The sequence below is a fragment of the Vibrio sp. genome, from assembly GCF_050299255.1.
In the GTDB taxonomy this organism is placed as follows: Bacteria; Pseudomonadota; Gammaproteobacteria; order Enterobacterales; family Vibrionaceae; genus Vibrio.
The window spans coordinates 1-26,696 of the sequence record NZ_JBNKVP010000052.1 but is presented as its reverse complement, the minus strand read 5'-3'; the positions used below and the strand labels follow the sequence as shown (position 1 = coordinate 26,696).

The 26,696-nt window shown below is 50.7% G+C and carries 18 protein-coding genes and 1 riboswitch; of the genes, 11 read left to right on the top strand and 7 right to left on the bottom strand.

Translation table 11 applies throughout. From position 1 onward, the window contains the following. Positions 1 to 476: 476 nt before the first annotated feature. Both ACQY6F_RS13500 and ACQY6F_RS13495 read right to left on the bottom strand, forming a co-directional pair. A complete protein-coding gene (locus ACQY6F_RS13500; protein WP_428775089.1) occupies positions 477 to 1,646 on the bottom strand; it encodes a GGDEF domain-containing protein in 1,170 nt (389 codons plus the stop codon). Positions 1,647 to 1,800: 154 nt separating this feature from the next. Continuing rightward, a complete protein-coding gene (locus ACQY6F_RS13495) occupies positions 1,801 to 3,081 on the bottom strand; it encodes a cation:proton antiporter (RefSeq protein ID WP_428775087.1) in 1,281 nt (426 codons plus the stop codon). A 192-nt stretch (positions 3,082 to 3,273) separates the two neighbouring features. On the opposite strand from ACQY6F_RS13495, the gene metH reads away from it, so the two are divergent. Further along, positions 3,274 to 6,954 carry a methionine synthase gene (gene metH, locus ACQY6F_RS13490; protein WP_428775086.1) on the top strand — a complete coding sequence of 1,227 codons (3,681 nt, stop codon included), beginning with the start codon at positions 3,274 to 3,276 and terminating at the stop codon, positions 6,952 to 6,954. 63 nt (positions 6,955 to 7,017) lie between these two features. Here metH and lysC read toward each other — a convergent pair whose 3' ends face one another. Beyond that, positions 7,018 to 8,370, bottom strand: coding sequence for a lysine-sensitive aspartokinase 3 (gene lysC / locus ACQY6F_RS13485; RefSeq protein WP_428775085.1), 1,353 nt, complete (start codon positions 8,368 to 8,370; stop codon positions 7,018 to 7,020). Positions 8,371 to 8,485: 115 nt separating this feature from the next. Further along, a riboswitch (Lysine riboswitch) is annotated at positions 8,486 to 8,664 on the bottom strand. A gap of 178 nt (positions 8,665 to 8,842) precedes the next feature. Between lysC and ACQY6F_RS13480 the strand changes: the two genes are divergently transcribed. Beyond that, the gene (locus tag ACQY6F_RS13480) at positions 8,843 to 9,961 is read left to right on the top strand and encodes a pyridoxal-phosphate-dependent aminotransferase family protein (protein WP_428775083.1); all 1,119 of its coding nucleotides are present in this window, start codon (positions 8,843 to 8,845) and stop codon (positions 9,959 to 9,961) included. 39 nt (positions 9,962 to 10,000) lie between these two features. On the opposite strand, the gene ACQY6F_RS13475 is transcribed toward ACQY6F_RS13480, so the two are convergent. The 4 genes from ACQY6F_RS13475 to ACQY6F_RS13460 all read right to left on the bottom strand — a co-directional run bounded on the left by ACQY6F_RS13475 (position 10,001) and on the right by ACQY6F_RS13460 (position 16,403). Next, a complete protein-coding gene (locus tag ACQY6F_RS13475; protein ID WP_428775082.1) occupies positions 10,001 to 11,755 on the bottom strand; it encodes a PglL family O-oligosaccharyltransferase in 1,755 nt (584 codons plus the stop codon). Positions 11,756 to 11,821: 66 nt separating this feature from the next. Beyond that, positions 11,822 to 14,644 carry an excinuclease ABC subunit UvrA gene (gene uvrA / locus ACQY6F_RS13470; RefSeq protein ID WP_428775081.1) on the bottom strand — a complete coding sequence of 941 codons (2,823 nt, stop codon included), beginning with the start codon at positions 14,642 to 14,644 and terminating at the stop codon, positions 11,822 to 11,824. Positions 14,645 to 14,771: 127 nt separating this feature from the next. Next, complete coding sequence (gene galU / locus ACQY6F_RS13465) at positions 14,772 to 15,644, bottom strand: UTP--glucose-1-phosphate uridylyltransferase GalU (protein ID WP_428775080.1); 873 nt, start codon at positions 15,642 to 15,644, stop codon at positions 14,772 to 14,774. 111 nt (positions 15,645 to 15,755) lie between these two features. Beyond that, a complete protein-coding gene (locus ACQY6F_RS13460) occupies positions 15,756 to 16,403 on the bottom strand; it encodes a LuxR C-terminal-related transcriptional regulator (protein WP_428775078.1) in 648 nt (215 codons plus the stop codon). Positions 16,404 to 16,682: 279 nt separating this feature from the next. On the opposite strand from ACQY6F_RS13460, the gene ACQY6F_RS13455 reads away from it, so the two are divergent. The 9 genes from ACQY6F_RS13455 to ACQY6F_RS13415 form a co-directional block, all read left to right on the top strand. Continuing rightward, positions 16,683 to 17,207 carry a single-stranded DNA-binding protein gene (locus tag ACQY6F_RS13455; RefSeq protein WP_428775077.1) on the top strand — a complete coding sequence of 175 codons (525 nt, stop codon included), beginning with the start codon at positions 16,683 to 16,685 and terminating at the stop codon, positions 17,205 to 17,207. Between the two features lie 155 nt (positions 17,208 to 17,362). Continuing rightward, entirely contained in the window at positions 17,363 to 19,363 is a 2,001-nt protein-coding gene (gene csrD / locus ACQY6F_RS13450; RefSeq protein ID WP_428775075.1) for an RNase E specificity factor CsrD, read from the top strand. Positions 19,364 to 19,375: 12 nt separating this feature from the next. Further along, complete coding sequence (locus ACQY6F_RS13445) at positions 19,376 to 20,812, top strand: PilN domain-containing protein (protein ID WP_428775074.1); 1,437 nt, start codon at positions 19,376 to 19,378, stop codon at positions 20,810 to 20,812. Next, positions 20,809 to 21,453, top strand: coding sequence for a type II secretion system protein GspM (gene gspM, locus ACQY6F_RS13440; RefSeq protein ID WP_428775090.1), 645 nt, complete (start codon positions 20,809 to 20,811; stop codon positions 21,451 to 21,453). The genes ACQY6F_RS13445 and gspM overlap by 4 nt, the downstream gene beginning before the upstream one ends. Continuing rightward, the gene (locus ACQY6F_RS13435; protein ID WP_428775073.1) at positions 21,446 to 21,763 is read left to right on the top strand and encodes an MSHA biogenesis protein MshK; all 318 of its coding nucleotides are present in this window, start codon (positions 21,446 to 21,448) and stop codon (positions 21,761 to 21,763) included. Before gspM ends, ACQY6F_RS13435 begins: the two co-directional genes overlap by 8 nt. A 15-nt stretch (positions 21,764 to 21,778) precedes the next feature. Beyond that, on the top strand, positions 21,779 to 23,452 hold the full coding sequence (gene mshL / locus ACQY6F_RS13430) for a pilus (MSHA type) biogenesis protein MshL (RefSeq protein WP_428775072.1): 1,674 nt from the start codon (positions 21,779 to 21,781) through the stop codon (positions 23,450 to 23,452). A gap of 5 nt (positions 23,453 to 23,457) precedes the next feature. Further along, positions 23,458 to 24,306: an ExeA family protein gene (locus ACQY6F_RS13425; protein ID WP_428775071.1), complete on the top strand. Its 849-nt coding sequence runs from the start codon at positions 23,458 to 23,460 to the stop codon at positions 24,304 to 24,306. Beyond that, positions 24,303 to 25,508 carry a tetratricopeptide repeat protein gene (locus ACQY6F_RS13420; RefSeq protein ID WP_428775069.1) on the top strand — a complete coding sequence of 402 codons (1,206 nt, stop codon included), beginning with the start codon at positions 24,303 to 24,305 and terminating at the stop codon, positions 25,506 to 25,508. The genes ACQY6F_RS13425 and ACQY6F_RS13420 overlap by 4 nt, the downstream gene beginning before the upstream one ends. Further along, positions 25,498 to 26,696 (top strand): GspE/PulE family protein (locus ACQY6F_RS13415; protein WP_428775068.1); only part of this gene is annotated, 1,199 nt, incomplete at its 3' end. The genes ACQY6F_RS13420 and ACQY6F_RS13415, both read left to right, overlap by 11 nt.

The window sequence follows — 26,696 nt, the reverse complement described above, 5'->3', positions numbered from 1 at the left end:
TAGAATACCGGCCTGTCACGCCGGGGGTCGCGGGTTCGAGTCCCGTCCGCTCCGCCACTTATTTCGAAACCCAGTCTCCGGACTGGGTTTTGTCGTTTTAAAAGCAAAGAGACTTTCCCTTTTCAGGGAACGAATCCCACTCATATGTGAGCTTAAACGCCTAGCCACTCTACCATCTGTTGTTCCTGGCCTCAGCTAAAATGCTGAGGCTTTTTGTTTTAACAGACCAATATCAGTTGCGGCTATTCTGATTTATGACCATCAGCGACTAGATTAGCCATTAGCAAAAGGGTATGTCGCTTTTCTTTGATAATGCGGGAGACTTTAGGCGATCGGAATAGTACGTGGATATGCCAAGCGGATGTGAGGTTTCTAGCGACTTATTAATGGTGAAAGTTAATACTTCAGACCAATATAGCAGGTGCAAATACTGCACACTACTGTAAAACTCATCTAATGAGTGGGTCGAATTTTTCTTAACTACCAGCCAAGACAACTTTGTTTCTACCGCGTTGCTTCGCTTGGTACAGTGCAATATCAGCATTGGCGAGCAGATCATCAAGGCTGTCATTATCAGTTAACTGAGCGACACCAAAGCTCATACTACATGGATGTTCACTCAGACTGATTGAGACATTTCGTGAGATGTTTTCTCGCAGGCTCTCTGCGTACTGATAAGTGGTAGCAGCATCACAATCAATCATTAAAATCATAAACTCATCACCACCAAAGCGAACCACGAACAAATCTTCAGAGTCGGGTAAAAGATGGGTTAGAGCATTGGCGACTTTCTCGATTATTTCGTCTCCAACAATATGGCCAAGCTCATCGTTGATCTGCTTAAAGTGATCAATATCGGTCATCATTAAGCTAACGGGTTTGAGTTGAGTACTGGCATTGGCCACCCGTTTCGGTAGTATCTCGTCCATCACACGTCGATTGTATAGTCCAGTTAGCGGATCCTTTAGTGATAACTGATGAATAGCGTTGAGCAGTCGGGCGTTGTTTAGCCATAACATGCTTAAACTGATAGTCACCAACAATATTAGGCAGAATAAGTAAGTTAACGCATGTATCAACCCTGAATGCATATAATTGGAGATGGTTGTTCCCGATACGCCGACAAATACCCTGACCAGCATAAAAACGCCATAAGCGCAAAAAGGCAGCGCCATTAATAGTAATGGAATCAAGGCATCATCTTTTTTACCACGCATCAAAGCCCAAGCACTGGCGAGACAAGTTGTGCTGACATAACTGCTCAAGACCACAACGCGTGCATTGATCGATGGTTGGGTATAAGTGAAGTAATAAAATAGGACGCAGCAAGCCACGAACGCTAAGCCAAGTAAGGGTAATATTCGGCTCGAATAATCTCTTACATAACTGATGCCGAGTAGCAGGTAGAAAAAGCCAAGCATGATAAACATGTTAGCGACAACAATGGTGAGCCAATCAGGCGCTTGGCCTCTAAATCCGAGCAATACCGGACCCAAACCAATTAAGAACACGCCCAACGCCAATGTTTTTAAACCTTCGATTTTTTTCTTAGTGGTTTGGTATAGAAACAAACCTACTGAATAGATGAAGGAAAAAATAATAACGGTGAAGTTGAGAGTTCTAATATCTAGGGTGAGTTCATCCATTGAGTTGCCTAGTCAGTACACAGCAAGATTACTAATTATTGAGAATCTCATAATTGTGACCGACGTAAGACGAATGGGGTATTGAAAATATCCGAAAATGCCAAAAGCGTCATAACAATCGCAACTGTTTTGACTTTTGGCATTTAGAGCTAGGCTATTCGCTCTGGGCTTCTTCAGTTTTGGCTTTTTCAATCATTGGCGTAATGGTTGAGCCTTGGATAAGTATTGAGAAAACCACCACGGCATAAGTCATTACCAAGATGATCTCTTTCACGTCGATCAACTTGTCTTCTACCACCCATATCCCGGAAGGAATAGATAGCGCCATCGCCAGAGCCAGGCCGCCCCTTAGACCACCCCAGGTGAGTATCCGCACAGACCAAGGGTTATATTTGCGGTAGCGTTTAAAGCCAAGGTAAGCCGCATGCACGCTCAGGTAACGAGCCACCAATACCAGTGGAACGGCGAATCCCATCATGATCCAGTCTTCTTTGTGGAATTCGAACAGCAGCATCGACATGCCGATAAGCAAGAACAGTACGCCATTGAGAAATTCATCAACCAGTTCCCAGAAGTGATCGAGGTGATCTTCGCTTTCCTTAGAAAAGCCAATAAAACGAGTCCAGTTACCAATCATAATGCCGGACACCACCATTGCCAGTGGGCCTGAGACATGCACGACTTCCGCAAATGCGTAACCTGCGGTCGGAACGCCTATGGTAAGTAGCAGTTCCATCGAGTGGTCGTCGGTCGCACTGATCAGGTAATGGAATAGTAGGCCGAGGGCAAAACCATACAAGATGCCGCCAATGGCTTCCTGGATAAACAGCATAGTAACGCCGGTGACTGTCGGGGCTTCATTACCAAATGCAATGGTAAACAGAGTCACGAAGATCACCAGGCCAAAACCGTCATTAAACAGCGATTCGCCTTCGATTTGAGTCGAAATTCGTTTCGGTGCATTGAGTTTTTTGACTATCGCCAGTACTGCTATCGGGTCGGTTGGTGAAATCAGAGCACCAAACAGCAAGCAGTAAACCAGGTCAAAATTGATATTGAGGAACTGACAGAATCCGTACAGGACAAATCCGATAAAGAACGTAGAGAACAGCGTCGCGCCCAATGCCAGCACTGTGATCTCCCACTTCTGGTCTTTCATATGTGGTAGCTTGATACCCAGGCCACCGGCAAACAGCAGGAACCCTAAAATGCCTTTGAGCAAGAAATCTTCAAAATTGATACTGGTTACCGTGTGTGTGGCGATTTCGGTCAGGTGGAACCAATCATTTTGACCAGCGACCAGAATAAGCAATGAGAGAAACATTGCACCAGCGGTAATCGCAATGGTGGTTTGCATTTTACCTATCTTGCTGTTTACAAAAGCAATTATCATCGCGGCAGCAGACAAGAAACAGAGGGTATAGTAGACGGACATGGGGCTCAATAGTATGTAACAAAATGTGACCGAAATTTTCCTGATATCCTGGCGAAATAGCAAACACTTTTTACATTGCTATTACTAAGTTTTTTACATTCTATTAAAGCACCATTTAATATTTTTAGACGTCTAGACTCCTTTTAAAGGTGTGATAGGATGTGGCAATAAGGATGAACATGAGGCTGTATTGTGGGAAGCAAGCTAAGAGAACAGATTGAAGCGCAACTGAAACAACGCATTCTACTGATTGATGGTGGAATGGGGACTATGATCCAGGGTTACAAACTGGAAGAGCAAGATTACCGCGGTGAGCGCTTTGCCGATTGGCATAGTGATCTTAAAGGCAACAATGACTTGCTGGTTCTGACACAGCCTGATCTGATCAAAGAGATCCATGAAGCGTATCTGGAAGCCGGGGCGGATATCCTCGAAACCAATACCTTTAACGCCACTACGATTGCGATGGCCGATTATGACATGCAGAGCCTCAGTGCGGAAATTAACCGCGAAGCGGCAAGGCTGGCTCGGGAAGTGGCGGATAAATGGAGTGCGAAAACGCCTAACAAGCCCCGTTATGTTGCCGGTGTACTCGGCCCGACCAACCGCACCTGTTCCATATCTCCGGATGTGAATGACCCAGGATATCGTAATGTCAGTTTCGATGATCTGGTCACCGCGTACCGAGAATCGACGCAGGCCCTGATTGAAGGCGGTGCAGACCTGATCATGATAGAGACGATTTTCGATACCCTCAATGCCAAAGCGTGTGCATTTGCCGTCCAGTCGGTATTTGATGACCTGGGTGTTGAGTTACCGATTATGATCTCCGGCACCATTACCGATGCCTCTGGACGAACCCTGTCGGGTCAAACCACAGAAGCTTTCTACAACGCACTTCGTCATATCAAGCCGATTTCTTTTGGCCTTAACTGTGCTCTTGGGCCAGATGAACTGCGTCAGTACGTGGAAGAGCTATCCCGCATCTGTGAATGCAACGTGTCGGCGCACCCGAATGCCGGTCTACCGAATGCATTTGGTGAGTATGATCTCGATCCGGAGGAGATGGCCAGCCATATCAGTGAATGGGCGCAGTCTGGTTTCCTGAACCTGGTTGGTGGTTGCTGTGGTACTACACCTGAGCATATCCGTCAGATGGCGTTAGCGGTGGAACAACTTGCGCCTCGCGTGGCCCCAGAACTGCCTGTCGCCTGTCGCCTGTCAGGACTGGAACCCTTAACCATTGATAAGGATTCCCTGTTCATCAACGTTGGTGAACGAACCAATGTGACCGGCTCTGCCCGCTTCAAGCGTCTGATTAAAGAAGAGTTGTACGATGAGGCACTGGAAGTTGCCCGTCAGCAGGTTGAGAATGGCGCACAGATCATCGATATCAATATGGATGAAGGCATGTTGGACGCCGAAGCCTGCATGGTGAGATTTTTGAACCTGTGTGCTTCTGAACCGGAAATTTCCAAAGTGCCGATTATGGTCGATTCGTCCAAATGGGAAGTGATGGAAGCCGGACTGAAATGCATTCAGGGTAAGGGTATCGTTAACTCGATTTCACTCAAAGAGGGCAAGGCCAAGTTCATTGAACAGGCTAAACTGATTCGTCGTTACGGTGCGGCGGTGATCGTGATGGCGTTTGATGAAGTCGGTCAGGCGGATACCCGTGAGCGTAAGCTGGAGATCTGTACCCAAGCTTACCGCATCTTAGTTGATGAAGTCGGTTTCCCAGCGGAAGACATCATTTTCGACCCGAACATCTTTGCCATCGCTACCGGTATTGAAGAGCACAACAACTATGCGGTGGACTTCATCAATGCGGTGGCCGATATTAAGCGTGACCTACCATATGCGATGATCTCTGGCGGCGTCTCCAATGTGTCGTTCTCATTCCGCGGCAACAACTATGTCCGTGAGGCAATTCATGCTGTGTTCCTCTACCACTGTTTCAAAAACGGCATGGACATGGGAATTGTCAACGCCGGTCAGTTGGAAATCTACGATAACGTACCGGAAACCTTGCGAGAAGCGGTAGAAGATGCAGTACTCAACCGTCGTGATGATGCCACCGAGCGACTGTTGGAAATTGCGGAACAATACCGTGAAAATGCCGTCGGCAAACAGGATGATGCTGCCGCGCTGGAATGGCGCAGCTGGCCGGTTGCGAAACGACTGGAACACGCGCTGGTTAAAGGCATTACCGAATTTATCGTCGAGGATACCGAAGAGGCCCGCCAGCAAGCGAGCAAGCCGCTGGAAGTGATCGAAGGTCCGCTGATGGATGGCATGAACGTGGTTGGCGACCTGTTTGGTGAAGGTAAGATGTTTCTACCACAGGTGGTTAAGTCTGCCCGGGTGATGAAGCAAGCAGTCGCCCACCTTGAGCCTTATATTAATGCTGAAAAACAGGCCGGCAGCACAAACGGTAAGATTTTGTTGGCCACAGTAAAAGGCGATGTGCACGACATTGGCAAAAATATCGTTGGCGTCGTGCTGCAGTGCAATAACTACGAGATTATTGATCTTGGTGTGATGGTGCCGTGTGAGCAGATCCTCAAAGTCGCCAGGGAAGAGAATGTCGACATCATCGGCTTATCTGGGCTGATCACTCCGTCGCTGGATGAGATGGTCCACGTGGCCAAAGAGATGGAGCGCCAGGGCTTTGAGTTGCCGCTGTTGATCGGTGGCGCCACTACGTCAAAAGCCCACACTGCGGTAAAAATCGAACAGAATTATCATCAACCGGTCGTGTATGTAAATAATGCATCCCGGGCGGTGGGGGTGTGCACCTCATTGTTGTCTAATGAGCTGCGTCCGGCCTTTGTCGAAAAGCTGGCGGACGACTATGACCGCGTCCGCGATCAACACGCGCGTAAAAAGCCACGTACCGCTCCGGTTTCGCTGGAGAGAGCTCGATCCAATAAAGCGGCCATCGACTGGCAGAATTACCTGCCACCGGCACCGTTACAACCGGGTGTGCATGTGATTGATGATATGGACATTGCGACTCTGCGTCACTATATCGACTGGACGCCTTTCTTTATGACCTGGTCGTTAGTAGGCAAGTACCCGGCGATTTTCGACCATGAAGAGGTGGGCGAAGAAGCGCAAAACCTGTTTAACGATGCCAACCAGTGGCTGGATAAAATCGAGACCGAAGGCTTGCTGCAGGCTCGTGGTGTTTGTGGGTTGTTCCCTGCTGCCAGTGTCGGAGACGACATTGAAGTCTATGGAGACGAGTCCCGCTTGGATGTGATTAATACCTTGCATCACCTGCGACAACAGACGGAAAAGCCAAAAGGAGCCAACTACTGCCTGGCGGACTATGTCGCGCCGAAAAGCAGCGGCAAACAGGACTGGGTTGGTGCCTTCGCAGTAACCGGTGGTATCGGTGAACGGGAATTGGCGGATGAGTTTAAAGCGCGCGGCGACGATTACAACGCGATCATGATTCAGGCGGTCGCCGACCGGCTTGCCGAAGCGTTTGCGGAGTACCTGCATGAGAAAGTACGTAAAGAACTGTGGGGCTATGCGCCTGAAGAGAATTTGTCCAACGACGAACTGATTCGTGAACGCTACCAGGGGATCCGTCCCGCGCCGGGTTATCCGGCCTGCCCGGAACATACCGAGAAAGACGCGATTTGGAAACTGCTGCAGGTGGAAGAGCGGATCGGTATGTCGCTCACTTCCAGCTATGCCATGATGCCGGGCGCCTCGGTGTCGGGCTGGTATTTTTCTCATCCGGACTCCCGTTACTTTGCCGTTGCGCAGATCCAGCCGGATCAGGTGGAAAGTTATGCCGAGCGTAAAGGCTGGGATCAGTTGGAAGCAGAAAAGTGGCTGGGACCCAATATTAACGGCTAAGTCTGCAAAACTTAAAAGGGTTGCCAAATGGCAACCCTTTCTATTTGTGCTAGCGAAAAGCAATTACTGCTCAAACAGCTCTTGGTGCAGACGTTGAATCGCCTGTTTTGCCGTCGCTTCCTCGAGTAAGAAGCAGAGGTTATGCTGGCTGGCTCCGTAGCAAATCATGCGCAGATTAAACTCATCGAGAGTGCCAAATACCTGCTTAGCATAACCTTTAGTTTGTGCCATATTGTTGCCAATCAGGGCCACCACACACATACCGTGTTCGACTTTCACACTACACAGCTCTTCCAGCTCTTCTCTGGCTTCTTGCGGCAGTTGTGGTGCACCACCAGAGGTGCCGGTTTGATCCAGGGTCAGGGATACACTGATCTCTGAAGTGGTAATCAGGTCGACAGAAACTTTATGCTTGGCCAGGATTTCAAACACTTTGGCCAGGAAGCCATAGGCATGGAACATGTTGGCGCTGCGCAGCGTTACCATGGTCTGATTGGAGCGTAGTGCCAGCGCGCGGAACAGTGGAGTGGTTTCAGCACGATGACGAATCCAGGTACCGCCTAGCTCGGGGGCTTTCGATGAGCCGACAAATACTGGTATATCGTGCCTCAGTGCCGGTACCAGAGTCGATGGGTGCAGAATCTTGGCGCCAAAGTTCGCCATTTCTGACGCTTCACTAAAGCTGATTTCCGCGATGGGCGCCGCTTTTGGCGCGATACGTGGGTCAGTGGTGTAAATGCCCGGGACGTCGGTCCAGATTTCCAGACCATCGGCCTCAACGCCTTCGGCAATCAATGCCGCACTGTAATCACTGCCGCCACGCCCTAGCGTGGTAGTGTTGCCTTCTTCATCTGCACCGATAAATCCTTGAGTGACAACCACAGATTGCTTACACAGCGGTAATAGCTTCTGTTTGGCTAACTGGGAAATCTGCTCAAGCTGAGGTTCAGCACGTCCGTAGTGGGCGTCGGTACGCAAGACTTCGCGAATATCAAAGCGAACTGCATTGATGCCCCGTTCGACCATCAACTGGGTCAGAATATGGGTCGACATCAGTTCGCCACAGGCCACCAGGTGATCGGTGAGTTTGTTACTGGCTTGAATCGAAGCCGCTTCGGCCAGGCTGGTGACCGTATCTAAGATGGCATACACTTCGTTGGCGGTAGTGGTTGCGTCATTAAGCTGGCTCAAAATATCATCATGAATGGTGGCCAACTGCTGCAGTATTTCACTACGGTGACTTTGATCCTGAACGCCATTGGCCAGTTCGACCAGCAAGTTGGTCACCCCGGAGCAGGCACTGCTGACGACCAGCTTGGTGGTTGGATTGTTTTCTATAATAGCGGCACATCGGCTCATCGACTCAAAGTTAGCGACACTGGTACCGCCGAACTTGGCTACGTTTACTGCGCTCACAGCATATCTCCCACGACTTACTTAAAATTACAATTTTAGTTGATTAATCAACCATGATGGTAAATGAAGAGAAAGTGTTAGAGCTGGATTAGAGGTAACCAGATAGTGACAAACTGACCTCAGAAGCTCTTCATCAGGCGGCGCTGATGACAGTTGCCGGGAATCAACCCAAGTCAACCGACAGACCAAACCCAACAGCTTTGATCTACCTCGGCACTGCTCCCCCTGAATGTTCTGTATTGGAGTGTTGGCTCCACAAAACATCTACCTGGGCAGTGCTCCTCTTCTGCATAAAGCTCGAACATTGAACGTGTTTGCGTCAACATTGTCAATTGCTAATTGACTGTACGACTGAAGTTTTTTATTGGGGGAACTGTGATACGTAATTAACTCGAGATGCCTGACTGCGTTGCCGCCGGTGGCGAATTGGATTAATGTGAGTGTTCCTCTTTATCTTACCCAAGGAGCGGTCATGACAATAACAAGTTTTAATCCCCCACATCGCACCTTGATGGGACCGGGTCCATCGGATATTTCCCCTCAAGTCTTGCAAGCTCTTAGCCGGCCGACTGTCGGCCATTTAGATCCGCTGTTTATCCAGATGATGGATGAGCTGAAGCAACTGCTGAAATACGCATTTCAGACCGAAAACGAATTTACTATTGCCGTTTCAGCGCCAGGCAGTGCAGGTATGGAAGCCTGCTTTGTGAACCTGGTTGAGCCGGGAGACAAAGTCATCGTTTGTCGTAACGGTGTGTTTGGCGAGCGCATGAGAGAAAACGTTGTCCGCGCAGGTGGTATCGCGGTTGTAGTGGATGACGAATGGGGCACGCCAGTGTCTGTGGATAAAGTGGAACAGGCGCTGAAAGACAATCCGGATACCAAGATCCTGGCTTTTGTTCATGCCGAAACCAGTACCGGGGCACTATCGGATGCCCAGGCGCTTGGCGCACTGGCGAAGCAGCACGGTGCGTTGTCAATTGTCGATGCGGTAACCTCGCTCGGTGGCGTGCCGCTGAAAGTCGATGAGTGGCAGCTGGATGCGGTCTATTCCGGTAGCCAGAAGTGTCTTTCCTGTGTACCGGGTCTGGCACCGCTGACGTTTTCTGCTGCCGCGATCGATAAGATCCAGGCGAGAACCACTCCGATCCAGAGCTGGTTCCTGGATCAAAGCCTGGTGCTTGGATACTGGAGTGGTGAAGGCAAACGCAGTTACCACCATACCGCGCCGGTGAACAGCTTGTATGCCTTGCATGAAGCACTGCTGATATTGAAAAATGAAGGGCTCGAGCACGCCTGGCAACGTCATCAGGATATGCACCAGTTATTAAAAAATGGCCTGGAAAAACTGGGCTTCACCTTTGTGGTGGAGCAACCGTATCGTCTGCCGCAGCTGAACGCTATCTATGTCCCTGACGGGGTAGACGAAGCGGCAGTGCGCAGTCATTTGCTCAATACGTATAACCTGGAAATAGGTGCTGGACTGGGCGCATTGGCAGGCAAGGCGTGGCGAATCGGTTTGATGGGCTATGCGGCCCGTCCAGAGAATGTCGCTTTGTGCCTGAAGGCATTGGAAGAGTCATTGGCTTAAAGTCTTATCAAGGAAAAAGGCGACCTGAGGTCGCCTTTTTTATTTACTGCCGCTGACGCTGGTGGCTACGGATGGAGAAGCTTCAGTCCACTCCATTGGGTGGCTGGGAAATAGATAATTCGCTTCTGTTTGGACCTGCTGGGCTTTGCTGATGTCACCTATAGCCTGATAGGCCAGGACCAGATTGTGATAAAAAGCCGGGCGCGGTTTTAGCTTGATGATATCCAGTGACCAGTCAATGTAAGGCTGGATCAATTCGGGATCCTGGCTAATCAGTCCCAGGTTAAGATAGGTGCTGTAAATATCCCAATCGAAACGATCCTGCCAGACCAGTGGGTTGGTCACCCGGTTGAGAATTTCCGGATCTTTAGGCTGGGATTTTTCAAACTGGGTCAGGAGCCAGTTACTGTGCATGGCCGTGACCATGTAGACGCTGGTGATGATAGGGATGATTAAGCTTGAAACCCGTAAGCCGGTTTTGACCGACGAACCAAAACTGGCTTTGTAAATGACCGCCGAGCGCTGATCGACCCAGAAAATTAGCAAGATAAAACTGATCCAGTGGATGACGGAATGGTAGAAGGGGTATTCCAGCTGGCTATGTAACACGATGGGGACAAACAGGCTGAACAGAGCCAGCCTGGTGCCCGGTTTGGCTCGATAGATCCTGCGTAGTACCAATAGTGCGGCGAGAATAATGGCCACTACCGGCAACAATCCACCTTCCACACCCCAATAGAGCAGTTCATTGTGTGGATGATCCATGGCTGGCAACCCTGCCGGGTAGTCCGGGTTGAGTTGGTGCTGGCGTGCGGTGTAAAGGATGTACTGAGATTCAAACTTGCCGTAGCCGTAGCCGGTAAAGGGTTTTTCTACCAGCATGTCCAGGGCTTGCGGAAAAGTGAAACTGCGTGGCGAATCCAGATCTACTTTTTCACTGACACTGTCCCTGGCGGCTCCCGTGGTCAATAGCAGACCGACAACTACACCAATTGCCACTGATGCCAGCCAGCCGATCATGCGTCGGCGGGTGGCGAACCGATACAGATAAGGAAGTAACAGTAACACTGATGACAGGGTTGCCAGCCAGCCGGTGCGCGACGCTAAAACGACGATCAGCGGCAGCGTCAGCGCCGGCAGCAGGTACAGCAGACTGACGTCACTGATAGTGCGGTTATATTTGACCGGTTGCCGGGCTAATAGGTAGCCGGATAGAACCAGCCCTGTAGCGAGAAAGCTGGCCATCACATTCGGTTGCTGAAAAATGCCGTAAGGTCGGTTGGTCTCTGTGTTGTAGCCAAATATATTGCCCGGCTCCAGCAGGAAATACTGCCCATAGCCGATCAGCGCCTCGATCACGCAGGCCAGTACGATCAGCCACAGTAGACGTTGTTTATGTTTGTTACTCAGGCGGAATTGTTGCAAACAGACCAGTAGCAGCAAGCCGGCCCAGAGTCCCATCAACCGAGCGAGTACCTGAGTGGGCTCAGCGTTGATGTACAGTATCGGCACAGTGAGCAGAACCGCACACAGGAACAGATTGAGTGTGAGCTTGCTATACAGTAGCACCCGGTTATTAGCCAGGTGATAAAGGCCAAATCCCAGTGCAGCGCTGAGCGCAATCCAACTGGTATTATTGAAGGTTAAGCTTAATCCGGCACCACCTGGATTGGGCATAAACACGTGCATTGCGAGCAGGTACAACACGGCCATAGTGATAAGAAATGGCTTATTGAGACGAAAAGAGATTGTCTTCGGTTCCAGCCGGGTTCCGCCAAGGTGAATCGTTGCCATAAAGTGATATGCCCCATTAAACAAGAAACCAGCTTGAAGCCGGTTTCTTTACTTTACCTTTTTTTTCTATGACAACATAGGCTTAAGGAATCTGGCGGTATGAGAGCCTTCCACTTCTGCGACTTGCTCCGGTGTTCCTTGTGCAATGATTTCACCGCCGCCGTTGCCCCCTTCCGGTCCGAGGTCGACGATCCAGTCTGCGGTTTTGATCACATCCAGGTTGTGTTCAATCACTACCACCGTGTTGCCGTGATCGCGCAGGCGATGCAATACGGTTAGCAGTTGCTGGATATCGTGGAAATGCAGCCCTGTGGTCGGTTCATCCAAGATATACAGTGTCTTACCGGTGTCTCTTTTTGACAACTCGCGCGCCAGCTTCACCCGCTGGGCTTCACCACCGGAGAGTGTTGTCGCCGCCTGTCCTAAACGAATGTAGGATAAACCTACATCGATCAAGGTTTGCAGCTTGCGGGCAATCGCCGGAACCGGTTCAAAGTACTGGCGGGCGTCTTCAACCGTCATCTCCAGCACTTCGTCGATGGTTTTACCCTTATAGCGGACTTCCAGCGTTTCGCGGTTATAGCGTTTGCCTTTACAGATATCGCAGGGTACATAAACATCCGGCAGGAAGTGCATTTCGACTTTGATCACTCCATCGCCCTGACATGCTTCACAGCGGCCGCCGCGGACATTAAAGCTGAACCGACCCGGTTTGTAGCCCCGAGAACGGGATTCTTGGGTACCGGCAAACAGTTCACGGATCGGTGTAAAGATACCGGTATAAGTGGCTGGGTTCGAGCGCGGTGTCCGGCCGATCGGGCTTTGATCGATATCGATGACTTTATCGAAGTGCTCCAGGCCTTTAATGCTTTTATACGGTGCCGGTACAGCTGTAGTAGCACCATTAAGCTGAGTGTGAGCGATTTTATAGAAGGTATCGTTGATCAGGGTCGATTTACCTGAACCGGAAACGCCGGTAATACAGCTGAATAGTCCCACCGGGATCGACAGGTTGACCTGTTTCAGGTTGTTGCCCGTCGCCCCAATCAGTTCGACGGTTTTCCGCTTGTCGAGTGGTGTACGCTGCTCCGGCACGGCAATTTTCTCTGCCCCGCTCAGGTACTGTCCGGTCAGTGACTTAGGCGTGGCAATAATATCGTCCACCGTGCCTTCAGCGACCACCTGACCACCGTGCACCCCGGCGCCGGGACCGATATCGATCACGTGGTCTGCGGTACGAATAGCATCTTCGTCGTGCTCCACTACCAACACGGTATTCCCCAAATCGCGCAGGTGGGTCAGGGTGGCCAGTAAGCGCTCGTTGTCGCGCTGGTGGAGACCGATCGACGGCTCATCCAGCACGTACATCACGCCGACCAGTCCTGCGCCGATCTGGCTGGCCAGCCGGATACGCTGGGCTTCACCACCTGACAGCGTCTCCGCACTGCGGGACAGGTTGAGGTAATTCAGCCCGACGTTAACCAGAAAACTCAGCCGATCATTGATTTCTTTCATGATTTTTTCGGCGATCTGCGCTTTTTGTCCGTGCAGTTGCAAGGACTGAAAGAATGCCAGCGCATCAGCGATACTCAATTCGACTAACTGCGGTAGGGCGGTGTCATTCACGAACACATTGCGCGCTTCCAGTCTTAGTCGGGTGCCAGAGCAACTGCTGCAAGACTTGGTGGAAATATACTTGGCCAGGTCTTCACGCACTGAATTGGATTCAGTATCACGGTAACGCCTTTCCAGCGTGTTGAGTATGCCCTCGAATGGGTGGCGTTTGACGCGAATATCACCGCGATCGTTAATGTAGTTGAATTCGATCTCGGTACGGCCAGAGCCTTTCAGGATGATGTCGCGGGTTTTGGCCGGCAGTGAGTTGAACGGTACGTGCAGGTCGAAGCCATAATGGTTGGCCAGAGAGTTCAGCATCTGGAAGTAGTAGTAGTTTTTCTGATCCCAGCCACGTATCGCCCCCTGGGCCAGGCTGAGCGAGTCATCCTGGATTACCCGGTCGGGGTCAAAATACTGTTGTACCCCCAAGCCATCACAGGTACCGCAAGCCCCTGCCGGGTTGTTAAACGAAAACAGCCTTGGTTCCAGCTCCTGCATACTGTAGCCACAGTGGGGGCAGGCAAAATTGGCGGAAAAGACAATTTCCTCCCCGCTGCCATCCATGTCGGTCACGACGGCAATGCCGCCGGACAGTTCCAAAGTGGTTTCCAGCGATTCGGCCAGCCTCTGCTGCAGATCCGCGCGCACTTTAAAACGATCTACGACCACTTCTATGGTGTGTTTCTTATGCAGTTCTAGTGGCGGAGGATCGGACAGATCGCAGGTTTCGCCATCGATCCGGGCCCGAATAAACCCTTGGGCCGCCAAGTTCTGCAATGTTTTAACGTGTTCGCCCTTACGCTCTTTAACGATGGGGGCCAGCAGCATCATGCGGGAGCCTTCCGGCAGCTCCAGTATTTTGTCCACCATCTGACTGACGGTCTGGGCGGCCAGAGGGGTGTGGTGATCCGGACAGCGTGGTTCGCCTACCCGGGCATAGAGCAGTCGCAGGTAGTCGTAGATCTCGGTGATGGTTCCGACCGTTGAGCGCGGGTTGTGCGAGGTGGATTTCTGCTCAATGGAAATCGCTGGTGACAGGCCTTCTATGTGGTCGACATCCGGCTTCTCCATCAGCGAAAGAAACTGGCGCGCATAGGCCGACAGGGATTCCACATAACGGCGTTGCCCTTCAGCATAAAGGGTATCAAACGCCAGTGACGATTTACCCGAGCCGGACAGGCCGGTGATAACGATCAGTTTGTCGCGTGGGATGGTGAGATTTATGTTTTTGAGATTGTGGGTACGTGCACCCCGTACGTCAATATTATCCATTGACCTGCCCTGTGAAATATCAAGTTTGCCAAGTATTACACAGTGTGAAAAATCTGCAATATTATACTGGATAAAAAAACAGTCCTCCGCCGGGTACGGGAACTGGCAGAGGACGGATTAGGTGATGTTAGCCAGCTTTTTGAGTGGAGTGCTTACCCAGTTCAGACACGGTGGCGTTTTGCAGGTACAGGTTCTGATAACAATAGTTAGTGGCTTCGATATAGCCTTCTACGCTACCGCAGTCGAAGCGACGTCCTTTGAATTTGTATGCCAGTACGCAACCGGAGCGGGCTTGCTTGAGCAGGGCGTCGGTGATTTGAATTTCGCCGCCTTTACCCGGTTCGGTGGCTTCGATCAGCTCAAAAATATCCGGGGTTAGAATATAGCGACCAATGATCGCCAAATTGCTCGGCGCAGTGCCGCGTTCCGGTTTTTCGACCATGTTATCGACCCGGAATATGTCGTCTTTGATCATCTCACCAGAAATAACGCCGTATTTATGAGTTTCTTCCTCTGGGACTTCCTGCACTGCCACAATAGAGCAGCGGAACTGCTTGTAGAGAGCGACCATCTGCGCCAGTACGCCTTGCTGTTCGCTGACACACAGATCATCGGCTAGCACAACTGCAAACGGATTATCACCGATCAGTTCACGACCGGTCAGAATCGCATGGCCCAGGCCTTTCATTTCGCGCTGGCGAATGTAGGTAAAGTTAGCGCTGTCGATAATACGGCGAATATCAACCAGCAGCTCTTCTTTATTGGTGCCGCTGATCTGATGCTCCAGCTCGTAGTTTTTGTCAAAGTGATCCATGATGGCGTGCTTACCGCGTCCGGTTACAATACACATTCCGTCCATACCTGCCTGAATCGCTTCTTCCACACCGTATTCAATCAGAGGCTTATTGACGATCGGCATCATCTCTTTGGGCATCGACTTGGTGGCTGGAAGAAAACGGGTGCCGTAGCCAGCGGCAGGAAACAGACATTTTTTTATCATGGGAGTCTCTGGTTATTGCTGAGTTGGGTAAGATTGCCCGTACCTTAACATGGAATTATGACCAAGATAATTATCTGAGCGCATATAGTGGTAATAATTGTGGCGCCATCTTCAGGACTGCAAGTTTTGATCTGCCCATGCGATGGCTTGAACGCGGTTTTTGACCGATAACTTTTTGAATATCTGATAAAGATGGGATTTGACGGTGAATTCGCTGATGTGCAGGTTTTCGGCGATTTCCATATTGGACGAGCAGGATTGCAAACTGCGTAGGATTTGTAACTCCCGTAGTGTCAGGTCGACGGTCGCCGGTGTGGTATGGCTGTCGACAACATGGCGGTAGTAGTGCAGTAACTGGCTGGCCACTTTACGCGGTAACCAGTTCTGGCCATTGATGATTTCGCCACAGCCACGGGCGATTTCGCTGATACTGTTGGTCTGGTAAAACAAGCCTTTTAAGTTCCCCAGGGTCAGCAGCTCGTCGGTGGTCAGCCGTTTATCGACGTTAAAGACGATGGTTTCAAAGTTCTTGTTATGCAGTGGCAGCCGGCTCATCTGTTGCTTCAATACTTTATGGTTCATATAGTCAATCAGTAAGATTTTATGTTTGTGCTGCTGAGCGGCAGCCATTAACTGTTGCGGTTCTATACGAGGGATGGCCAGTTTTAATTCGGCTTCAATGGCTTCGACTGCCGGATAGTTTTGCTGAGCATCGGCACACAAAAAATAGATGGTGCGAGCGTAGTTGGCTCTTTTCATGAAGATTACCTGTACTAAACATTGTGAATATGGCCACTGTGTCGAAAATGGGCAGATAGATCGACTCGACTTTACCGGATCGCGTTTCGCTTCATGGTGTGAAGTAAATGTTTGTTTGCTTATGGAGTTTAATTTTTGATTTCAATCGAAAAAAATTGGCTATGCTCTAGGGGGAAAGTGAAGTTGCAACCAGAGTAAGGAATCGGATTGGTACTCAAGTTAAAGCGTGCTATCCTAATAGGCTATTTGAAATTACTCATCAGTTAGACGGAGCAAAACATGGCAAGCCGTGGAGTAAATAAAGTTATTTTAGTGGGTAACCTAGGTAACGACCCCGAAATTCGTTACATGCCGAATGGTGGTGCTGTGGCCAATATTACGGTGGCAACGTCGGAAACCTGGCGTGACAAAGCCAGCGGTGAACAGCGCGAAAAAACCGAATGGCACCGTGTCGTGCTGTTTGGCAAACTGGCGGAAGTTGCGGGTGAATATCTGCGCAAAGGCTCTCAGGTTTATATCGAAGGCCAACTGCAGACCCGTAAATGGCAGGATCAAAATGGTCAGGACCGTTACAGCACTGAGGTTGTAGTTCAGGGCTTCAACGGCGTGATGCAGATGCTGGGCGGACGTGCTCAAGGTGGCGCTCAGGGCCAGCCTATGGGGCAACAATCCGGTGGTTGGGGACAACCACAGCAGCCGCAACAGCCAATGGCGCAAAAACAGCCGGCAGCTCAGCCGCAACAATCCTCGCAGCCTCAGTACAATGAGCCACCGATGGATTTTGACGATGACATCCCATTCTAGTTGATTTTTCTGCAAAAAAAGCCGCGTTTAACGCGGCTTTTTTATATAGTAACTCTTACTACTGGAATAGTTATTGCACTGGTATTCACGCTGGCTGCAAAACAGTGAAATCTATCCGGCTTCAGAGCCGTCAGCTAAGCAGGGAAGTTTGCTCAATGCGCTACACGCCGACATTAAAACTCAGCACGCGATTAGTGGCTTTTGTCACTGTAATCGTTATTAGTGCGATGTTTATTTTGTTTGTCGGCGGCGCGCTGTCATTTAAGAATATTGGCCAGCAATATCTCGATCATTACCTGCATGGTATTGTTGAGGTTGTCGATAAAGAATTGGAAGATCCGGACGCGGCCTATTCGATGCAGCAGTGGATGCCCAAAATGCTGCAGGCGTCCAATATTATCGAAATGTCTCTGTCATCAGATGCTGGCGTTATTTATCGCTTTAAAGACACGTCGAAACATATCGATCCTGGTCGCCTGTATGAAGTCGAATATCCGTTAGATCATAATCAGGGATACTCCATGTCCCTGACGGCAGTACCGCCATACCTTGGTTACAGCTACTCAATTGAAGCACTCTGGTCGATCACTCTGGCGGTGGCTCTGATTATTTTTTGTCTTCGCCAGGGGGTGAAGTGGCTGAAGCAGCAATTGCTCGGCTCAGAACTGCTGGAAGAGCGAGGGCGAATGATTCTGGCTGGCCGGGTTGAGCAATTTGCCAAAGGGGATAGCCGTGAGTGGCCCTATACCGCCAGCGAAGCGCTGGACGTACTGATAGAAGAGCTGCAGGATGCCCGCCAGGAACGCAGCCGCTTTGATACCTTTATCCGTAGCCAGACATTTCTCGACCAGTTGACCGGAGCGGCCAATCGGGTGCTGTTTGATAATAAATTGGAATCGGCACTGACAGAAAGCGGGGCTCAGGGGGGCGTACTGTTGCTGCGCATCGACGATTGGGAACAGATCGCCGAAGAGCAGAATAAAAAGGTAGCAGATGACTTCATTATTGATGTTGGCGAGCAGTTATCTAATATTCTTCAGCGTTACCCCGACGTAATGTTATCACGTTACTATAATGCTGACTTTGCCGTGTTTGCTCCCAACCTGGGCAGTAAAGACATGGCCACGCTGGCCGCTAACTGCCTTAAACAGATGGAACGAATCGCCCCGCCGGCACCGTTGGACAAGGACAACTGGTGCCATATTGGTATCAGTATGTACAGTGAAGGCGAAAAACAAAGCCGGATATTGGATGAGGTAGAAACCGCCTTAAAGAGCGCCCAGCTGCAGCGAATTAATACCTGGAGCCGGTTTAAGAAAAGCGAACGTCACGAAGATCAGCGGGGCAGCGTTCGCTGGCGAACTCTGTTCGACAACGTGATGACTCCGCAAGGTCTATATATATTTGAACAGCCTTGCTACTTGCTCACTGCCAGCGGCGAATTGCTGAAAATCCACCATGAACTGTTTGCCCGAATAGATGATCCGGAAAAAGGCATTTTGAAAGCCTCCCGATTCTTGGCTGCGGTGGAATCGATAGGTTATGAAGCAATTTTAGACAAAGCAGTATTGATAAAATTGTTGAAATACTTAAAGTCTGGCAGTGGTACTGTATGCTATTCTGTCAACCTTCATGTAGCATCGTTTGCTGACCGTAAATTTTTTATCTGGTTTCGCAATGAGTTACTCCAGTTACCGCTCGAGTTAAGACACAGATTAGTGTTTGAATTCGCAGAAGCAAGACTGGTGAAACACCTCGACTACATGCGTCCGGTCATCAAAATGATTTCAGGGCTCGGCGGAGAAGTGGCCGTCGGACAGGCAGGACGTTCAATAGTGAGTACTCACTATTTGAAAGATCTGCCAATTGATTATCTGAAATTACACCGAAGCCTGATTAAGCGCATCGATCAACGGCATGAAAACCAACTATTTGTCCGCAGCCTGCTGGGGGCCAGAGAGGGCAGCAATACCAAGGTTATTGCTGTCGGTGTCGACAATGAACGAGAGCGCGATGTGCTGCTGTCTCTGGGAGTCGATGGGGTTCAGGGGCGGTTTTATGCTTCAGAACAACAACTTATTCCTGAAAAACAACCAGCTGTATCTAGCGCGACCACTGTGAAGGCAGGGAAGCGTAACCGCTGGCGTAAAAAGTAAAGAAAGCGAGCTATGGATATAAAAGCGCTATTCGCTAAATTGAAACCACAAACACACTCTGGCTCAGTCGTTACGGCTGTTATCGTGCCGGGCTGGATCTACTTCTCTTCATCACGAACAGAGTTGCCTGCAGCTGTGGCGATCAATGACCAGGCTTGGTTAACCGTGCTGGTGGAGACACTGCGCGAGTTTCAGGTTAACGATGTGGCGATTGAACTGGTACTTACCAGCGCGTTTTATCAGACTTATCAGATTGATAAACCCAATGTGCCAGAAGAGGAATGGCCGGCGGCACTGCCATTTTTGCTAAAAGATCTGACGACTGAAAAAGTGTCGGATATTGTTGTTGATGCTTTTTGCCTGCCCAATGCCAACAAACTGCAGAGTTACCTGATCTCAAAGAGCTTGGTCGTCAAACTGGCGGCCCAGTTGGCAGAGCTGAATATCGCTTTGCAGCGTATTCTGGTTGAAGATGAGATTTGGGGCTCCTGTTCGCCCGATTTGGGCGATTTCCTATTGTTGGAGCGCAGTAAGCAGAGCAGTTTTAAAGTCAGTGCTTACGTTAAGCATAAGTGTGTGTTCCAAAGAAGTATTCGCGGAATTGCCGCACCGCTAACCGGTGGCGGCAGCAGCGCGCTGCAACTGGACAGCATTGCGTTGGAGCTCCAGCGCTCGATCGATTACCTCTCTTCACAACTGAAAGGTGTATCCCTGCACCAGTTGAAACTGTGCTGTGATGAGGAAGACCAACGTTATCTGGCCCAGCAGCTGGATGACCGGCTCAGTGTCAAAGTCACCACTTTAGCAGAGCCTGCGCAGTCGGTCGGTGAATTTTTACTGGGCGCTACCAGTACGTTGACAAGTACAGACATCAACCTTTACCCGACACACCTGAAACCGAAGAAAGAGCCGGTTACTGCTCGCGGTTTGGTCTGGAGCTGGGGAACTCTGGCGGCGGCTCTATTAGTCGTGTTTGGTTATTATCACTATCAAAATGCAAATTTGAACCAGCAACTGATGTTATTGAAACGTCAGCAAACCGAGTTGACCCAGCAGTATGAACAGCTGAACAAGCAGCTGTCCCAGCACAAACCGTCGGCAGCCAAAATCGCTGCAGTGTCACGTCTGAAAATAGAAATTGACTCCAAGCAAGCAGCGCTGCAGGCGGTGCGTGAATACGATCAACAGCAGCCGATGGGCTATTCAGGTGTTATGCAGTCGCTGGCCAAGCTGAGCCGAAACGATATTTCGCTCAATAGCATCATCATGCAGGGCGGGACGCTGGATCTTTCCGGTCAGGCGAAAGATGCCAGCGCCATTCCTGGCTGGGTCAGTCAATTTAAAAATGAGCTTAATCTGGTTGGGCGTAATTTCAGTAAACTGAAGATTGCCCGCGACGATCAGGAGGTGATCACCTTCGAACTGATCACCCGGCAGGAGGTTCAATAATGCAGTGGTGGCATCTGGCGGAATCAAAATTTAGCCAGCTATCGATAAGGGAAAAATGGCTGTTGCTGCTGTGTGGTATCGTGGCAGTGGGAATGTTGCTGTTCACCTTAGTGGTAGAGCCTGCGGTCAAAGCTAACCGGATTCTCGAGCAACAACGTCAGTCGACCCGTCTAACCAATCAGAAATTGGAAGCGGACATACTATTGGCGACAGCCAAACTGGGTCGAGACCCGGATCAGGAAATAAACCAACAATACAAGCAGTTACTTAAACAAAGCCAGCAGATGTCTCAAGAGCTGGCTAATATGGTGGCAACCTTGCTCACGCCGAGTCAAATGGCGGAGTTACTCGAACAGGTACTGCATGCTAATCCGGGATTGTTGCTGGAATCGCTGGAATCACTTGAGGCGGAACCAATCACACACGGCAATAGCAATCATACCGGCTATTACTTGCATCCGGTGCGTCTGGTCGTTACCGGCGATTACTTCGCCATTCTTAACTATCTGCAAAAACTGGAATCTATGCCGGTGAAATATTACTGGCGCAAATTTGATTATCAGGTGGAGAGTTACCCTAAAGCCCGTTTGGTTTTAGAAGTGTACACATTAGGAACCAGTCAGGAGTTCATCGGTGGTTAGATCAAGTTTACTGCTGTTCACCATAGTCAGTGTGTCAGCAATTGCTGCTCAAGACCCAACGGCACCGCTCAACTGGCAGGCGCCGAAAAGCAACAAGACAGGCTCCGTAAGCCGAAAGCCTTTGCCGAATTTGCAGAGTATTGCTTGTGAGAGCAACTTATGCAGCGCGGTGTTACAGGATCAGGTTGTGACTGTCGGTGACAAGGTCTACGGCTATCGGGTAAGCCGAATTCGTCCTGAAACAGTGACGCTTACACGCGGAAGTAAGCAGTGGAATCTGGAGTTATTTACTCTGGACATAAAACAATAAGGTTATTGATATCGTATGCGTAAAGTTGTCATAGCGCTGGGTTTGATTTCGTTGGCTGGATGTAGCATGGGGCACCGGGATCCCGTTGAGGCTAAACAAGTCCTGAATCAGGCGATTAACCAGACCAACAGTCGCACTCTGCAGGAGTTGCCAGCATCTGTTCAGGCTGATCTGATGCCGGATTTAGATGGGGTTAACCTGGGACAAATGGACACCCTGAAGCGCTACCGAATCCAGGCTAACAATGTTGATGCTAAAGCGTTTTTTGCCAGCCTGGTCAAAGGGACCGAATTCAGTGTCGCTTTGCACCCTAAAGTGCAGGGCAAAATAACCGTGAACCTGACTGATGCTTCACTGGATGAAGTGCTGTCAGTGGTAAAAGATATGTACGGTTACGACATTGAACAGGCCGGTAATGTCATCCAGGTGTATCCGGCGGGGCTGCGAACTGTAACGATCCCGGTCGATTACCTGCAGTTCAAGCGTAACGGCCGTTCGCTGACGTCGATCACCACCGGGACGATCACCAATACCGATTCCCGCAGTAATTCAAGCAGCAATTCGAACAGCCGCAGTAATTACAATTCATCCGATAGCGGTTCTTCCAATTCCAACTCTTCGAGTCGCCGCAATACTTCCAAAGGCGGCACTGAAATTGAAACTACCAGTGAGAGCGACTTTTGGACTCAGTTGCAGACCACAGTCAGCGGCCTAGTAGGTAACGGTGAAGGGCGCAGTGTGGTGGTCACACCGCAAGCGGGCATAATTACTGTACGGGCTTTCCCGGATGAAATTCGCCAGGTTCGTCAGTTCCTGGGGGCTTCACAGCAACGCCTGCAACGGCAGGTGATTCTGGAAGCAAAAGTGCTGGAAGTGACCTTGAGTGACGGTTACCAGCAGGGCATCAACTGGTCCAAGGCGTTTACTTCTAACGGCACCAATTACACCATCGGTCAGGGCTCGACCGTTAAAAACGCCAGCGGCAACCCGTTTCCACTTCCCGGTTTAGATACGATTGGTGCGCTATTGGGCGGTCAGACTAACCTGGTGATCTCCAGTGGCAGCTTTGATGCGGTGTTAAGCTTCATGTCGACTCAAGGCGATCTGAACGTACTCTCCAGTCCCAGAGTGACGGCATCGAATAATCAGAAAGCGGTGATCAAAGTGGGGACGGATGAATACTTTGTTACTGACCTCACCGCGGTGGCGAGCAGTGGCGATAACAACCAACCGGCACCGGAAGTGGAACTGACGCCATTTTTCTCCGGTATTTCTCTCGATGTTACGCCGCAAATTGATGACAAAGGCAATGTGCTGCTGCACGTGCATCCGTCCGTCATCGAAGTCAAAGAGCAAGTGAAAGAGATTGGCTACGGCGGTACCAATATCACTCTGCCGCTGGCGCGCAGCTCGATTCGCGAATCGGACTCGGTAATACGGGCTCAGGATGGAGACGTGGTAGTGATTGGTGGATTGATGAAATCCAATACCTTTGATCAGGTGTCCAAGGTGCCGTTTTTGGGGGATGTACCGGCACTGGGCCACCTGTTCCGCAATGTCAGCAAGGTGACGGAAAAAACCGAACTGGTGATCCTGTTGAAGCCGACTGTCGTTGGCGTGAACACCTGGCAGAGTGAACTGGAGCGGTCACGCGATATTCTCCAGGACTGGTTTCCTCAGAAGCAGTAATCAGTATGTACCAGGAGTATTTCGGATTTCATCAACGACCGTTTCACCTCACCCCGGATACTGCGCTGTTTCTTGGGCTAGCGCCTCATTTTGAAGCGCTGAAAACCGTGCAGGCCGCGCTGCAAATGGGCGAAGGTCTGGTAAAGGTAGTCGGTGAAGTCGGAACCGGAAAAACCATGGTCTGCCGGATGCTGTTTGGTCAGTTGGAGGGGCAGTATCAGCTGGTCTATTTGCCAAACTCGGCCTTATCCGGGCAGGAGTTGCGCCTGGCTGTCGCTCGAGAGCTGGGCATCTCCGCCCAGTCAGACAGTGTTGCGCTGGTGGATGAGATTCAGCAGCAGCTAATTCGAAGTTGCCAGCAGGGCTTGCCGGTGGTGATCCTGGTGGATGAGGCTCAGGCGCTCAGTGATGAGGCGCTGGAAGTGCTACGGCTGTTTGGCAATCTGGAAACTGAACAGCAAAAGCTGCTGCAAATCGTCCTGTTTGGCCAGCCTGAGCTGGACAAGCGCCTGGCACAGCACCACTTACGGCAGTTTCGGCAGAGAATCACCTTCAGTGCCAAGTTAAGGCCACTCAAGCTGGATGAGTCTGTCGCTTATATAGACAACCGATTACAGCAATCCGGTGGCAGCACATCGCTGTTTTCACTGAATCAAAAGCGGGCATTATGGCGGGCAAGCCAGGGGATCCCCCGGTTGATCAACCAGATTTGCCATAAAGCGCTGTTACTGGCGATGGAAGCGGGCAAAATCAAAGTATCCAATGCCCATTTGTATGAGGCGATTCACGATACGTTCGATAGTCAAAAGCCTAAATTTAAGAGTCCTTATTTGTGGGGATGGAGTAGTCAATGAGTGCGATCAACAAAGCTCTTTCCGAGCTGACTAACCCGAGCTCGAATGATCGTCAGCCACTTCTTAAAGCGGAAGTGGCCCCGGTGCGCAGCAAACCCGTACTGCCCTGGCTGGTGGGCGGATTTGCGCTGAGTCTGGCGGTTGGCGGCTGGGCCGTTAGCCAGCCTGGTTTTTTCTATTCGGCGCAGTTGAATACACAGTCCGAACTGAGCACAACAACAACCAGTGTGCCGCATACCACAGCACCAGAAAACCAGCCGCTAGCCGCTCGAACCGAGTTGGTGATGCTCACTGCCCCAACGGCTAAGCTGGCCAAAGGCAGCGACACTTTCTATCCCAAGCACGCGACGCCGGTGGCGGAGCAAACGGCAATGCCCCTAACTGTGGAAACTGTACCAACTGCAGACGTATCGCCAGTAGCGAAACAAGTCGCTAAGGCCAATCCAGAGCCGAAAGCGGAGCCTGTCGCGGCAACGAAACAAACTCAGCTCAGTAACGCTCTACAGCTTGCTGCCGTGAATACCCGCCAAACTTCTTCGGCCACTGAGACTCAAGCAGTTAGCTCCAATGCAGAGATCAGTAATATTCGCATTGAGCAGGTAGAACTGACCCCTAAGCAGCTAGCCGATAACGCCGAACAGCGGGCGAAAAAAGCGCTGGATGCCAATAATCTCGCAGAAGCCATCGGCCAGTATCACGAGGCGCTGCGTTACACCCCTGGCAATGAACGGGTTCGCCAACAGTTGGCGGCTCTGTATTATGGCAAAGGAGAAACCCGCCGAGCGGTCGATTTACTGCAAAAAGGCATTCGTATCAACAGTTCAGGAGAAACGTTGCGACTGGCGCTCGCGAAGCTGCTGGTGAAAGAAAAGCAACCTGAAGCGGCACTCTCTCCGCTGGCTTCGCTTAGCGACCAGCCATCCGAGCAATATTTGTCGCTGCGCGCCGCTTTGGCTCAGCAGGTTAACCAGGATGCCATCGCACTGGAAAGTTATCAGATGCTGGTGAAGATGAATCCCGACAACGGCCGCTGGTGGCTGGGGTTAGCGATTCAGCAGGAACGCGAGCTGGAACTGGATAAAGCCCAACAGTCTTATCAGCAGGCGCTAAATAGTGTCGGTGTGTCGACAAATTCGCAGCAGTTTATTCGCGACCGATTGGCGGTACTGGCTCAGCTACAGGAGGCCTCCGGTGCAAATTAAGTTACGTAAACGGTTGGGTGACCTGCTGGTAGAAGAGGGCATTATTACCGAGTCTCAGGTCGAACAGGCGCTGAATGCCCAGAAAACCACCGGCCTAAAACTCGGTGCCAGTCTGATAGAGCTTGGGTTTCTGACCGAACAACAGATGTTGTCGTTTCTGTCCCAGCAACTGGCCATACCGCTGATTGATCTGAGCCGTGCCAATGTGGATATCGATGCGGTGCAATTGTTGCCGGAAGTACACGCCCGGCGACTGCGGGCGCTGGTGATCGGTCGTGAGAGCGATGTACTGCGCGTGGCGATGAGCGATCCGGCCGACTTGTTTGCCCAGGAGGCTCTGCTCAACCAGCTTGAACGTTATTCGGTCGAGTTTGTTATCGCCCCTGAAAAGCAGCTGGTGGAAGGGTTCGACCGTTACTACCGGCGCACTAAAGAGATCGCCTCGTTTGCCGAGCAGTTGCAGGCAGAGCATCAGACCAACGATGCGTTTGAGCTCGATTTTGACCAGCAGGACAGCGATGAAGTTACCGTCGTTAAACTGATCAACTCACTGTTTGAAGACGCTATTCAGGTCGGCGCATCGGATATTCACATTGAACCCGATGCCAACGTGTTGCGGCTTCGGCAACGTATAGATGGCGTGCTGCACGAAACTTTGCTTAATGAAGTGAACATCGCCTCGGCATTGGTGCTGAGACTGAAACTGATGGCCAACCTGGACATCTCCGAAAAACGCATGCCTCAGGATGGCCGGTTTAATATCCGCACTAAAGGCCAGTCGGTCGATATCCGGATGTCGACCATGCCGATCCAGCATGGTGAATCGGTGGTCATGCGACTGCTGAATCAGACCTCCGGCGTGCGCCGGCTGGAAGAGTCAGGGATCCCGGCTGATCTACTGGATCGTTTGCGTCATCAGTTGAAACGCCCCCACGGTATGATCCTGGTTACCGGCCCGACGGGCTCGGGGAAAACCACCACCCTGTACGGGGCGTTGAGTGAGCTGAACCAGCCGGGTAAAAAGATCATTACCGCGGAAGACCCGGTGGAATACCGTATCCCGCGGGTTAACCAGGTTCAGGTTAACCCCAAGATCAACCTCGATTTTTCTTCGGTATTACGCACCTTTTTGCGTCAGGACCCCGATATTATCCTGGTGGGGGAGATGCGCGATCATGAGACCGTTGA